A 12,638-nucleotide genomic window follows, 5' to 3' on the forward strand; every position below is an offset into this window, starting at 1 on the left:
AGCAGACCCATGTTTCATTTCTCCAACATTGTTCGCACCAAAGGCGACCCGAAGATCGTCCAGGGCGGCCCAAGCCTGAAGCAGCCCGCCGACCAGCTCGCGCGCGCGCTGGGCTGGTTCAGCATCGGTCTTGGCGTCGTCGAATTCTTCGCGCCCCGGCGCGTCACGGAAACGCTGGGCATGGAAGGCCATGAGACGCTGGTCCGCGCCTTCGGCGTGCGGGAGATCCTGGCCGGAATCATGTCGCTCTCGGTCGACAAGAACGCTGGATTGTGGGCTCGCGTCGGCGGCGACGGCCTCGATGCCGCCGCGCTGCTGTCAGGCCTGACGCCGGACAATCCCAAGAAAGGTAACATCGCGCTTGCACTGCTGATGGTCGGCGGCATCGCCATGCTCGACTACCGCGCCGCGCAAGACACCAAGCCGCGACGGCCGCCGCGCGATGCGCGGCGCAAGCTCTATCCGAACCGCAGCGGTTTCCCCAAGGGCATCGAGAGCGCGCGAACCGCGGCAAGGCAGATCGCAGCGCATGCGGGGCACAACGAGATGAAGCGAGGCGATGAGCGCCGCATCCCGTGACGAAGCTGCGTGGTGGGAATCCGCCGTCGTCTACGAGATCGCACTGATCTCCTTCCAGGATTCCAACGGCGACGGCAAGGGCGACCTCGCCGGGCTGATGTCGCGCATCGACTACCTGAAGTGGCTCGGGGTCGATGCGGTGTGGCTGACGCCGATCTACAAGAGCCCGTTCCGCGACCTCGGCTACGACATCTCGGATTATTGCGCGATCGATCCTGCCTTCGGCAGCCTCGACGCGTTCGATCGCCTGCTCGAGGCACTGCACGCCGCAGGCATCCGGCTCATCCTCGATCTCGTCCCCAATCACACCGCGAACGATCACGCATGGTTCGTCGAGAGCTCGAGCTCGCGCAACAGCGCCAAGGCCGATTGGTACGTCTGGGCCGATGCGGCCGAGAATGGCGGCCCGCCCAACAACTGGCTGAGCCGCTTCGGCGGCAGCGGATGGGAGTGGTGCGAGGCGCGGCGGCAATATTACTATCATTCATTCCTGGTCGAGCAGCCCGACCTCAACTGGCGCAACGCGCAGGTGCGCGCCGCGATCGCCGACACCATGCGGTTCTGGCTCGACCGCGGCGTCGACGGCTTTCGCGTCGACGCCAGCGCGGTCCTGATCAAGGACGAGCTCCTGCGCGACAACCCGCCGAATCCGCAAGCCAGGGACAAGCCGCCGCCGCAGCGTCAGACGCCCGTGTTCACCGACGACCGGCCGGAGACGATGGATTGCATCGAGTTCATCCGGGAGGTGATCGACACGTATCCCGGACGGATGCTGTGCGGCGAAGTCCAGGGCAAGACCGATCGCATTGGTCATTTCTATGGAAACGACCGGCCGCGCCTGCATTTGCCGCTCAATTTCGCCCTGCTCGATTCGCAATGGGACGCCCTGTCGTTGCAGGCGACGATCGACGCGTATCTCAACGCCATCCCCAAACATGCCTGGCCGGTCTGGGTGATCGGCGGCCACGACAAGCAGCGGATCGCGAGCAAGATCGGCGTGGCGCAGATGCGCGTGCTGGCGATGCTGCTGATGACGCTGCCGGGAACGCCGTTCTTCTTCATGGGCGACGAGATCGGCCGCAAGCGCGTCCCCATCCCGCCCGACCGTGTCCACGATCCCTTCGAGAAGCTCGTGCCCGGATATGGCCTGTGCCGCGATCCCGAACGCGCGCCGATGCGATGGGACGACAGCCCCGACGGCGGCTTCACGACGGGCCGCCCATGGCTGCCGCTGGAGCCGCCCGATGGTGCGGCCAACATCGCCGGACAGCAGCGCGACGAGCGGTCGATCCTGGCGTTGTTTCGTGCGCTGATGGCGCTGCGGCGCGAACATCGCTGCCTGCGACGAGGCGGCTACGAGCCGCTGCGATCGCAGAACTGTGTCCTCGCCTACAGGCGGCCGGACGCAAGCGGTGCAATTCTGGTTGCGCTCAACATGGCGGCCGAACCGCGGAAATTCCACTGGCAAGGTCGCGGCCGCCTCTTGATGTCGACGCAGCTGGATCGGCAGCCCGAGCCATTGCCGGATGCTTCCATCCTGCTCCGGGGCAACGAAGGCGTGATCATCGCGCTCGAGCCTCGGTGACGGCCTGAAGGAACCATCCGCGGCTCGAGGAGTCTCATCAACGCTTCCGGCGTCCCCCGCCGTCGGAGGCGACTTGAACGAAACCGCAGCCCCGGCGCTCAACGCCCCCTTCAGGCGCCGGGGCGAGCGGCACGAGCCCGGAGGCAGACACATCGGAGGCAGCTCATGGGCAAGACCAAAGGTCTTCGGCAACGGATCGCCGGCAAGACCAGGCAGGCTGTCGGCGAGATCATCGGCGACCAGGAGCTCCACGATGACGGCAAGGCGCAAGCCGAGCGCGGGCGCGACGAGCAGGACAAGCCCAGCGAACTCAATCCGTTGAAGAAGCTCAAACAGCTGACGTGAACGCAGGGTCGCGAACAGCACGAGCCGGTGGCGCGCGGCGCACGACCGGCGAAAGGCGGCGTTCGCGCTGGATCGCCGCGGCCGAGCTCGGCCTGATCAGCAGCACGTTCTCGACCATCGTCAGCCAGCTCTTCGCCGCACGGATCGGCCGCGATGCCGCCGTCGACTGGATGACGGTCGCCGCCATTCCCGCGCGCGATTGGGCGATCAGCTCCGAACCATCCTGGAGCGCGATCCTGACCGGGATCGCCTTCCACCAATGGGCGGATTTTTCCTGGGCGCTGGTCTTCTTCGGCGTACTCGGGCGTTGGACGGCCGAGTTGCGGCCGGCGATGATTCTGCTGCTTGCGTTGCCCTGGGCGATCTTCTCTTCCAGCATGGAATGGTTCGTGCTGGTGCCGCTGTTTCCGTTCTGGCAGCCGCTGTTCACGCTGCAACAGCCCTATTGGATCGGCCTGCTGGTCCATGGCTCCTCGGCCGTGATGTATCCTCTGTTCGCTCACCTGCGATGGAGCCGCGGGAATGCACCGGAACGCGACTTGCGGTTCACCAACATGTGGATCGCGGGCGCGCTGGCTGTGATCGCGATGCTCGGGACGATGGCTTTGTTCGGCAGCCGTGGCTACGAGCCGCCGTGGCTGGGCCGCGACAGGGATCAGGACCAGACCTACATCCGTCACATGACTGCGCATCATGCGCAGGGGATCGAGCTGGCGCGGATCGCCGTGGCGCGCGCGCAAGATCCGCATCTGCGAAAGCTCGCGATGCTGATGGTCGCAAGCCAGACCGGCGAGAACCGGATCTTCGAGAATTGGTGGCTGAGCTGGTTCGACACGGAGATGCCCGATTGCAGCACCGGGGAGCGTGCAGCGATGCCGGGCTTTCTCACGCCCGTCGAGATGCGACAGGTCAAGACCGCGCCGCCGGACCAGTTCGACACCTTGTTCGTCGAGACCATGAGCAAGCATCACCGGGGTGCGGTCCGGATGGCCGACCAGATGTGGCACAGCCGCGGCGATCTGCGCCTGCGCATCATGGCGCATGCCATTCGCCACGAGCAGCAGGGCGAGATCGCGCTGATGCGCGGCGCGAGCGGCCTTGCCGCCGTGGTCACCGCCGTCCGCAGCATGCTCGGCGACAACGTCAATTGAGCGCCTCGCATCCTACTCCCGCCAGAACTCGGCCAACTCTTCCGCCGTCATCAGGTCGACCTGGCCGTGGAAGCGGGTGCGATACATCGTCATGAGCGCATCGTGCCCGACGTCGGACGAGCTGCACAGCGCGTCCTCGACGATGACGACCCGGAAGCCGAGATCGACGGCGCTCAGGACGGTCGAGAGCACGCAGACGTCCGTCTCCGCGCCTGATATCACGACGGTACCGACGCTCTTTTCGACCAGCAGGCTCGCGAGACCCGGATTGCTGAACGCGGAATAGGCGGGCTTGTCGACGACAGCAGCCGGCGGAACGAACCGGTTCAAGGCCGGCACGAGCTCAAGGGCGGATGGCGGCAGCTGCTTGCGCGTTGCCCGGTGCCAGCGGCGAAAATAGCTCTGCCATTGCCCCGGACGATCTTCCGGATCCTGCGGAGTGATGAATCGCGTGAAGATCGTTCTCGCCGGGTGGCGCGATACCACCGAGGCGATCGTCGGCAGGACGCGCTCCATCCAGGGCGTCGCCCAGAGACCGCCGGGAGCGAAGATGTTCTGCATGTCGATGCAGAGGTGAACGGCGTTTCCGATGTCGGCAACGTCCGACGCGCTGTCCCTCATCGCCCTCCACCCCTGACCATGTGGCCCCTCATCCAGCTTCACGGGGCCGAAACCGGAGCGTCTGTCCCGTCGATGATCTCGGGCGGAACGTCCTTGAACAGGCGTACCGGACTGCTCGGCAGGTGACATGCAAGGCCGTGACGCCGGAATTCTTCGCCTTCTGCCGCACGGCGTTTCCCTCGATTGGGGGCCCTCCGCACCCAAACCCCGAGATGCCATCGCAAGTTCCTAAGGGCTCGGAACCTTGCGCCGGGCTCGCGCGTCGCGGCGCGACGCAGGAAGAGCATCAATCACAGGACTCACGCCATGGGGTTCTGCGAATCTGACGGAGGGGGACCCTGCTGGTTCGCAAGGACGTGGGCCGCCCCGAAAGCCGCGCTATCCGGCGCGCAGCCGGAAACTCTCAGTGATTTCAGAGAGAAGACTTGGACTTCAGAGAGAAGACTTAGACTTCAGAGAGAAGAGTTGGGCTGGTGCGCTCGGAGGGACTCGAACCCCCACGATTTTACTCACTGCCACCTCAAGGCAGCGCGTCTACCAGTTCCGCCACGAGCGCTTTGGGGATGCCGGCCTGAGGCTTGAGGGCCGACCGGATCAACGGCGCCGATCTAACAAATCCATCAGAGGGGTACAAGCCTGCAAAGGCCCTGAATTCCACAAGCTTTGCAGGAAAGTTCCAGCCGTCCGCCCGAATCGGCCTTGGCCGGGTGGCCGGGCCGCCAACCGCCTACCCAGGTCGTTGCCGCTGGCGCCAAGGGCCTAGCGGGTCCCCGGCGTGCGCGGCAGCATCTGCTTGACCTCGACCGCGATCCGGTTGCGATCGACCAGCACGACGCCGGATGCGACCGGCAGATTGTTGGCCAGGACCTTGACCTCGTCGGCCTCGGTAGCATCCAGCTCGATGATGGCGCCGCGGGAAAGACGCAATACCTGATGGATCGGCATGGTGGTCGTCCCGAGGACGACCATGAGATCCACGGTGACTTTATCGAGAGTGGGCACTGTCAGGACCGCCGCAACTTGGGACTCTGAACCAAAGGACTTGGCATTTGCGCCTGCGATCATCACCACGTTATGGTTAGCCAATGGTTAATTCGCCTCAGAACTCCCGCCAGAACCCACGTCAAGCGCTCGATCTGACGTCGTTTTCCGCCGCAGGCGGCGAGCCCGTCGAATGGCTGATCTCGGACACGCCAGTGCCCTATCCGGATGCCGTGGCCATGATGGAGGCCCGGGTTGCCGCGATCGCGGCGGGCGAGGCCCCGGAATTGGTATGGCTGCTCGAGCACCCCCCGCTCTACACCTCGGGCACATCGGGCAAGGAAGCCGATCTGCTCGATGCCCGATTCCCGACATTTGCCACCGGGCGCGGCGGGCAGCTCACCTATCACGGGCCGGGCCAGCGGGTGGCTTATGTCATGCTCGACCTCAAGCGCCGCCGGCCCGATGTCCGGGCCTATGTCGCGAGTTTGGAGGAGCTGATTCTGCGCACGCTGGCTGCCTTCAATGTCCGCGGCGAGCGGCGCGAGGATCGTGTTGGCGTCTGGGTCAGGCGCCCCGAAAAGGGGGCTGATCACGAGGACAAGATTGCGGCAATCGGCGTCCGCCTGAAGCGCTGGGTGTCCTTCCACGGCATCGCCATCAATGTCGAGCCCGAGCTATCGCATTTCGCCGGCATCGTGCCCTGCGGCGTCACCGACGCCCGCTACGGCGTCACCTCGCTGGTCGATCTCGGCCAGCTCGTGACCATGGCCGATGTCGACATCGCGCTGAGGCAGGCGTTCGAAGACTTGTTCGGGCCAACCCGCGCACTGCTGCCGGAAGCGGCCGCCTAGCGCTACTTGGTTCATCGCGGAATCGGCTATACTCGTTCCGGTGCCGCCCACGCCTCCCCCCTCCGCCGGGAAAGCAGAGTTCATGCCGGGCGAATAGATCATCGGACCGACTGTTCGAGCGCTGGGCATAAGGAGGGATTGCGATCATGCTCGCAATGGGAGGTTCTCACGATGAGATTGTCTGCGCCGATCTACCATCTCAAGCGCAAGGCGAAGCGCCTGTCCCGCGGGGAAGGCATTCCGCTCCACGACGCGCTTGACCGCGTCGCTGCAACGGAAGGATTTTCCGCCTGGAGCCTGCTCGCGGCGAAAGCGGCGGCCGTGACGCCCGCCGGCAAGCTGTTTCCTCAGTTCCGACCGGGCGACCTGGTGCTGGTCGGTGCGCGCCCCGGTCATGGCAAGACCCTCATGAGTCTCGAACTTGCCGTGGAGGCCATGAGATCAGGCAGCCACGCGGCGTTCTTCTCGCTCGAATACACCGAGAGAGACGTTCTGGGCCGCTTGCGCGCGGTCGGCGCAGACCTCGCGCAGTTCGATAAATTGTTCGAGATCGATTGCTCCGACGCGATCAGCGCCGATTACGTCGTCAAGCAGATGGCCGCAGCTCCGCCCGGTACTGTCGTGGTGATCGACTATCTGCAGCTGCTCGACCAGAGACGGGAGAACCCTGATCTCACCGTTCAGGTGCGCGCGCTGAAATCCTTCGCACGCGACAAGGGGCTGATTGTCGTCTTCATCTCGCAGATCGATCGATCCTACGATCCCTCGGTCAAACCCTGCCCCGATCTCAGCGATGTTCGATTGCCAAATCCGCTGGATCTGAAGCTGTTCGACAAGACGTGCTTCCTGAACAATTCGGAAGTCCAGTTCCGAGCGGCGAGCTGACGATCAGGCCGCGGGTGAGACGGCTCGCCCGCGGCCCCCGGCATCACGCCGCCTTGAGCGCAACCTCGAGCTTGCCGGCGATGTAGCGCCGTTCCTGGGTCAGGCCGCCAAAGCCGTAAGCATCGCCCTTGACCTCGTCGACATGCAGATAGGTCTCGGGATGCAGCGGGCCCAGGATTTCGCTCATGCGCTCGAACATGGCGGCGAGATAGGCCGCCTTCTCGTCCTTGGTATTGGTGCCGTCCGTGACGTGGATGTCGATCCAGTAGCTTGCAAGCTTCTCCTCGGCGAGCGACTTGCCGCCGGCGAACCAGTCGCCCGCATCCACGGACTTCACGATGATGGCGGTGACCTCAGGATCCTTGTGCAGGATCCTTGCTGTGAGCTCGGACACGGTATTCGCGACGTCAGCCTTCAGCGACAGCGACTGACGGGACGTGGTGTAGGACACGGTGATCAAAGGCATGGACGTTCTCCTAAGGCTGCCACGCGGGTTTCTGCGCGGCGCTGGTTGAGAAGCTAGACCTCCTCCTTTCATTTTGGTATCTTATCTCAATTGATACCAGTGATAACGATTGATAATGACAGCCACCCTCGACATCGGAACGGTCCGGGCCTTCCTGCTGGTCGCCGATCTCCAGAGCTTTACCCGCGCGGCCGAAGCACTCGGCACGACGCAGGCGGCTGTCAGCCTCAAGATCCAGCGTCTGGAGGCGTTGCTGGCAAAACGCCTCGTCGAGCGTTCGCCGCGCGCGGTGCGGCTCACTGCCGATGGTGCCGACTTCCTCCATCGCGCCCGCGCGCTGATCGCGGCGCACGACCGTGCGCTCTCCGGCGAGGCTGCCGCTGCACAGTCGCTTTCGCTCGGCATCTCCGATCATGCTGCGGGACCAGAACTGGTGCCTCTGCTCGAACGGCTGCACGCGATGTCTGCGAATCTCACCCTCGCCGTCACCATTGGCTTCTCGCGCGAGATGCAGGATGCCTATGACGCGGGCCGACTGGACGCAGTGATCGTGCGCCAGGAGGGCAGCCGCCGTGGCGGCGAGAAGCTGGCCGAGGACGCGTTCGGCTGGTTCGCATCGCGACGCCTCACGCTCCCGAAGGGCGAAGCACTGCCGCTGGCAACACTCGCCCCGCCCTGCGGCGTCCGCGCCGTTGCCGTTCGCGCGCTGGACAGGGCGGGCATCTCCTGGCGCGAGCGTTTCGTCGGCGGCGGCGTCACGGCGGTGGTGGCAGCCGCGCTTGCCGGACTTGCTATCGCACCACTGGCGCGGCGGATTGCGCCGCCGGCGTTGATCGATCTCGGATCGGAGCACAAGCTGCCGAAACTCGGCAACTCGAAGGTGATGCTGCATTCGAAGGTCAGCGATCCCGCCAAGCTGGCCGCTCTACGTGTGGTGGCGGCAACATTTCGGAGCGCGGCAGACTAGCGAGCAGCCAGTCCGCCGACCGCGCCAATTGCGCGACCCGTACCCGGTTGCTGACCTGCCTAAAAATGTCTCTTCAAGCGGGAACAATCCGCCCGTTTCTGCGTTTGTCCCCGTCGAGGCGGGGCCCGGAATGATCAGAAAACTTAGTCAGCAGAGAGACTTGTTCGAAAGCGAACGGAGTTTCCGGCTGTTGGTAGAGGGTGTCGCGGACTACGCACTCTACATGCTCGACCCCGCCGGGATCATCACCAGCTGGAATATCGGCGGCGAGCGCATCAAGGGGTATTCCCCCGCCGAAATTCTCGGACAGCATTTTTCCCGCTTCTACACTGAGACCGATCGCGCAAACGGAAAGCCCGCGCGGGCCCTCGGCATCGCGCGGGAAAAGGGCCGATACGAGGAGGAAGGCTGGCGCGTCCGAAAGGACGGCACGTTCTTCTGGGCGAGCGTGGTGATCGACCCGATCTACGAAGACGGCCAGCTGGTCGGCTTCGCCAAGATCACACGCGACATCACAGAGCGTCGCAATTCCCAACTCAAGCTCGAGGCGATGCAGAAGCAGCTGGCCGAGTCCCAGAAATTCGATGCGCTCGGACAGCTCACCGGCGGGGTCGCCCACGACTTCAACAACCTTCTGATGATCATCAGCGGCAGCCTCCACGTCCTGAAGAAGAGCGTCGCCGGCGACCCCAAGCTCGAGCGCGCCATGTCCGCGATCGAGACCGCGACCAAGCGCGGCGCCGCGCTGACGAACCAGCTCCTCACCTTCGCGCGCCGACAGAGCGTCAACCCGCAGGCGATCGATTTCGCCGAACGCATCGCGGCCATTCGCGAGGTGCTCGACGCCGGCGTGGGCAGTTCCGTTCGTCTCGCCTTCGACATCCACTCCGAAACCTGGCCGATCAGGGCCGACGTCTCCGAACTCGAGACGGCGCTGCTCAACCTCGTGATCAATGCCCGCGACGCGATGCCGGACGGCGGCACGGTGACGATCGGGGCCCGCAATGTCGCGCTGAACGAGGCGCCCCTCGCGGGCGACTTCGTTGCAATCGACGTCGCCGATACCGGGCTCGGAATTCCCTCCGACGTTCTCGACAAGATCTTCGAGCCGTTCTTCACGACCAAGCCGATCGGAAAAGGCACGGGCCTCGGGCTTTCGCAGGTGCACGGCTTCGCCCACCAGGCCGGTGGCACGGTGAAGGTCGCAAGCGAACTCGGCAAGGGCACGACATTCACCATCGTCCTGCCGCGCGGGACAGAGGTGCCGTCGCGTGAGACAGTGGAAGCCTCGTTCCGCGGCAGCGGCACGGTGCTGCTCGTGGAGGACAATCCCGATGTCGCTCTGGTCAGCATCGGTCTTCTGGAGCAGCTCGGCTACCAGGTGCGCCGCGTCGCCGATGCCGAAGCGGCATTGCGCGAGCTCGAGAACGACGGCGTCGACTTCGTGTTCTCGGACATCGTCATGCCCGGCAAGATGGATGGGCTCAGCCTCGCCCACCACCTCCGCCAGATCCGCCCCGGCCTGCCGATCCTGCTCGCCACCGGCTATAGCGAGGTTGCCGCCGACGTGCGGGGCGATTTCCCGATCCTGCGCAAGCCCTATGAGATCCATGAGCTGAGCGAGGCAATCGCGAAGCTGCCGCGGTGAATTTCCCATCGAGAGCTTGGGGCACCTCGGCCTACGGCGTCATGGCCGGGCTTGTCCCGGCCATCCACGCATAACCACACGGCGCGAAGAACGTGGATGCCCGGGACAAGCCCGGGCATGACGATGTTCTCTGAAGCTACACCGTCGGCAAGACCGAGAACGCCTCCCCTGCCCGGCGCAGGTTCAGCTCATCCGGGCTGGCGGTTTCGCTCGTGACGTTGTCGACGCGCGAGGACGGCGGGCCGTGGCGGCACAGCGCCACCATGTCGGCAACGTGGTTCGGCGCGCCAGCGAACAGCGCCTCCACGCTGCCGTCGCGTCGGTTGCGGACCCAGCCTTCGAGGCCGCTCGCGATCGCCTGATGCTCGATCCAGGCCCGATAGCCGACGCCCTGCACGCGCCCGCGGACCACGACCTGCAGGATCGCCCGGTTCACTTTCTCGGCTCCAGCACCTCGGCGCTGCGGGCCCTGACGTCGCTCTCGCGCATGACACGGGCCATCAGCTCCGACGATGCCAAGCCCTTCAGGCTCTTCGGCGTCGTGCCTTCGCGCAACGCCTTCTGCGTCTCGTAGACGGCCTGCGTCGCGGCCGCGATCGGCGCGTGGCCCTGCAGCGCGATCCGCACGCGTTGGCCGGCGAGATAATCGCGCGAGCTCAGCTCGTCCGTCGCACCGCCAAGCACGATCGGCAGATGCGTTGCCGATGCGATGGCCTCGAGCTCGGTGCGCGACTTGATGCCCGTGAAGAACAGCGCATCGACCCCGGTCGCCTCATAGGCCCTGGCGCGGCGGATCGCGTCCTCGATCGAGGTGATCGCCGCCGCGCCCGTGCGGCCCATGATGACCAGCGAGGGATCGCTGCGGCCACTGAGCGCCGCCTTCATCTTGCCGACGCCTTCATCGAGCGAGATCAATTGCGCCTTCGTCTCGCCGAACGCTGCCGGCAGCAGCGTGTCCTCGATGGTGAGGCCGGCCGCACCCGCCGTCTCCAGCTCCTGCACCGTTCGGCGCACGTTCAGCGCATTGCCGTAGCCGTGGTCGGCATCCACCAGCACCGGAAGTGCCGCTGCACGCGACATCCGCCGCATCTGCTCGGCAAGCTCGGTGAGCGTGATCAGTGTGACATCTGGGTCGCCCAGCACCGCGAGCGAAGCCACCGACCCACCGAACATGCCGAGAGGAAAGCCGAGATCCTCCGCGATGCGGATCGAGATGGCGTCGTAGACGGAGCCCGGGTGGACGCAGGTCCCGCCCGACAGGATGGAGCGAAGTTTCTCGCGGCGGGAACGAAAGGCCATGGGTGCCTCACTCCAAATTCCTCATCCTGAGGGCGCGCTCTTGCGCGCGTCTCGAAGGATGCAGGCCCGGCTGGTGGCCTCGCCCTTCGAGACGCCGCGAAGGCGCGGCTCCTCAGGGTGAGGGTCTTCTGTTGCGCCTGAAGACGCCTTACGCAAACTCCAGGATCAGCGCGTCCACCGCGAGTGTCGCGCCCGCGCTGGCATGGATCTTCTTCACTGTGCCGTCCTGCTCGGCGCGCAGCACGTTCTGCATCTTCATGGCTTCGACCACCGCCAGGGTCTCGCCGGCCTTGACCTCCTGGCCCTCGGTCACCGCGATCGAGACCACGAGGCCGGGCATCGGGCAGAGCAGCTTCTTGCCGGTATCGGACGCAGTCGTCACCGGCATCAGCCGTGCCGAGGCCGCTTCCGCCTCGGTCCAGACATAGACCGGCACCTCGACGCCCTGATGCGCGAGGCGAATGCCGTTGGCGATCGGGCGCGTCTGCACGGCGACGAGATGGCCGTCGATGGTGCCCTGCCAGACCGGATCGCCCGGCTTCCACGGCGACTGCAAGAGATGCGCATTGCCGGCCTTGCCGTCGGAATCGACGAAGCGGATCGCGATCGCCTCGCCCTCGCGCCCGACTTCGAGCAGGATCTCCTGGCGGTCGAGCCAGACCGCCCGGCGCCGCTCGCGCTGCACGATGCGGCCGCCCATCTGCCCCGAGATCTGCCGCTTGCGCTCGCCGAGCACGTGATCGATGGCCGCGCCGACCGCGGCGATCCGCCGCGCGACTTCGCCTTCGGGCACGCGCACTGCAAAGCCCTTGGGGAATTCCTCGGCGATGAAGCCGGTCGAGAGCCGTCCCTCGCGCCAGCGCGGATGATGCATCAGCGCCGACAGGAACGGGATGTTGTGGCGGATGCCGTCGACATAGAACGAATCCAGCGCGGTCGCCTGCGCCTCGATCGCCGCCGCGCGCGAGGGCGCGTGCGTGACCAGCTTGGCGATCATCGGATCGTAATGGATCGAGATCTCGCCGCCCTCCTGCACACCGGTATCGTTGCGGATGGTGATGCCGTCCTTGCTGGCTTCCGCAGGCGGGCGATACTTCACGAGCCGCCCGATCGAGGGCAGGAAGTTGCGGAACGGATCTTCGGCGTAGAGACGCGATTCCACCGCCCAGCCCGTCAGCGTGACGTCCTTCTGCGCGATGGCGAGCTTCTCGCCGGCGGCCACCCGGATCATCTGCTCGACGAGGTCGATGCCGGTGA

Annotated in this window: 14 protein-coding genes and 1 tRNA gene; 8 read left to right on the top strand and 7 right to left on the bottom strand. The window is 65.5% G+C overall.

Annotated elements, in window-relative coordinates; genetic code table 11:
- Window positions 1-9 precede the first annotated feature (9 nt).
- The 4 genes from ACYCVF_RS30575 to ACYCVF_RS30590 all read left to right on the top strand — a co-directional run bounded on the left by ACYCVF_RS30575 (window position 10) and on the right by ACYCVF_RS30590 (window position 3,660).
- Window positions 10-579, top strand: a complete 570-nt coding sequence (locus tag ACYCVF_RS30575; protein ID WP_459595166.1) for a hypothetical protein — start codon at window positions 10-12, stop codon at window positions 577-579.
- Window positions 560-2,164 carry an alpha-amylase family glycosyl hydrolase gene (locus tag ACYCVF_RS30580; RefSeq protein WP_459595165.1) on the top strand — a complete coding sequence of 535 codons (1,605 nt, stop codon included), beginning with the start codon at window positions 560-562 and terminating at the stop codon, window positions 2,162-2,164. Before ACYCVF_RS30575 ends, ACYCVF_RS30580 begins: the two co-directional genes overlap by 20 nt.
- Before the next feature lie 165 nt (window positions 2,165-2,329).
- Entirely contained in the window at window positions 2,330-2,509 is a 180-nt protein-coding gene (locus ACYCVF_RS30585; RefSeq protein ID WP_459595164.1) for a CsbD family protein, read from the top strand.
- The gene (locus tag ACYCVF_RS30590) at window positions 2,506-3,660 is read left to right on the top strand and encodes a DUF305 domain-containing protein (RefSeq protein WP_459595163.1); all 1,155 of its coding nucleotides are present in this window, start codon (window positions 2,506-2,508) and stop codon (window positions 3,658-3,660) included. Before ACYCVF_RS30585 ends, ACYCVF_RS30590 begins: the two co-directional genes overlap by 4 nt.
- A gap of 12 nt (window positions 3,661-3,672) precedes the next feature.
- Here ACYCVF_RS30590 and ACYCVF_RS30595 read toward each other — a convergent pair whose 3' ends face one another.
- From ACYCVF_RS30595 to ACYCVF_RS30605, 3 genes are all read right to left on the bottom strand, one after another.
- Entirely contained in the window at window positions 3,673-4,281 is a 609-nt protein-coding gene (locus tag ACYCVF_RS30595; RefSeq protein ID WP_459595162.1) for a cysteine hydrolase family protein, read from the bottom strand.
- Between the two features lie 471 nt (window positions 4,282-4,752).
- Window positions 4,753-4,837, bottom strand: a tRNA-Leu gene (locus tag ACYCVF_RS30600).
- A gap of 203 nt (window positions 4,838-5,040) precedes the next feature.
- Window positions 5,041-5,283 (bottom strand): FliM/FliN family flagellar motor switch protein, encoded by a 243-nt coding sequence (locus tag ACYCVF_RS30605; protein WP_011088012.1) that lies wholly within the window; start codon window positions 5,281-5,283, stop codon window positions 5,041-5,043.
- An 83-nt stretch (window positions 5,284-5,366) separates the two neighbouring features.
- Here ACYCVF_RS30605 and lipB point away from each other — a divergent pair, with 83 nt between their 5' ends.
- Both lipB and ACYCVF_RS30615 read left to right on the top strand, forming a co-directional pair.
- Complete coding sequence (gene lipB, locus ACYCVF_RS30610; RefSeq protein WP_459595161.1) at window positions 5,367-6,116, top strand: lipoyl(octanoyl) transferase LipB; 750 nt, start codon at window positions 5,367-5,369, stop codon at window positions 6,114-6,116.
- A 171-nt stretch (window positions 6,117-6,287) separates the two neighbouring features.
- Window positions 6,288-7,001, top strand: coding sequence for a DNA helicase (locus ACYCVF_RS30615; protein WP_459595160.1), 714 nt, complete (start codon window positions 6,288-6,290; stop codon window positions 6,999-7,001).
- A gap of 43 nt (window positions 7,002-7,044) precedes the next feature.
- On the opposite strand, the gene ACYCVF_RS30620 is transcribed toward ACYCVF_RS30615, so the two are convergent.
- The gene (locus ACYCVF_RS30620) at window positions 7,045-7,467 is read right to left on the bottom strand and encodes a tautomerase family protein (RefSeq protein WP_459595159.1); all 423 of its coding nucleotides are present in this window, start codon (window positions 7,465-7,467) and stop codon (window positions 7,045-7,047) included.
- A 115-nt stretch (window positions 7,468-7,582) separates the two neighbouring features.
- Between ACYCVF_RS30620 and ACYCVF_RS30625 the strand changes: the two genes are divergently transcribed.
- Together ACYCVF_RS30625 and ACYCVF_RS30630 are read left to right on the top strand one after the other, a co-directional pair.
- Window positions 7,583-8,434 carry a LysR family transcriptional regulator gene (locus tag ACYCVF_RS30625; protein ID WP_459595158.1) on the top strand — a complete coding sequence of 284 codons (852 nt, stop codon included), beginning with the start codon at window positions 7,583-7,585 and terminating at the stop codon, window positions 8,432-8,434.
- A 130-nt stretch (window positions 8,435-8,564) separates the two neighbouring features.
- A complete protein-coding gene (locus ACYCVF_RS30630) occupies window positions 8,565-10,082 on the top strand; it encodes an ATP-binding protein (protein ID WP_459595157.1) in 1,518 nt (505 codons plus the stop codon).
- A 136-nt stretch (window positions 10,083-10,218) separates the two neighbouring features.
- Here the strand turns inward: ACYCVF_RS30630 and ACYCVF_RS30635 are convergent, their stop codons facing one another.
- The 3 genes from ACYCVF_RS30635 to ACYCVF_RS30645 form a co-directional block, all read right to left on the bottom strand.
- Window positions 10,219-10,518 carry an acylphosphatase gene (locus tag ACYCVF_RS30635; protein ID WP_459595156.1) on the bottom strand — a complete coding sequence of 100 codons (300 nt, stop codon included), beginning with the start codon at window positions 10,516-10,518 and terminating at the stop codon, window positions 10,219-10,221.
- The gene (locus tag ACYCVF_RS30640; RefSeq protein ID WP_459595155.1) at window positions 10,515-11,381 is read right to left on the bottom strand and encodes an isocitrate lyase/PEP mutase family protein; all 867 of its coding nucleotides are present in this window, start codon (window positions 11,379-11,381) and stop codon (window positions 10,515-10,517) included. The genes ACYCVF_RS30635 and ACYCVF_RS30640 overlap by 4 nt, the downstream gene beginning before the upstream one ends.
- 148 nt (window positions 11,382-11,529) lie before the next feature.
- On the bottom strand, window positions 11,530-12,638 hold a 1,109-nt coding region (locus ACYCVF_RS30645), incomplete at its 5' end, for a biotin/lipoyl-containing protein (RefSeq protein WP_459595154.1).

The sequence above is a fragment of the Bradyrhizobium cedriense genome, from assembly GCF_054602315.1.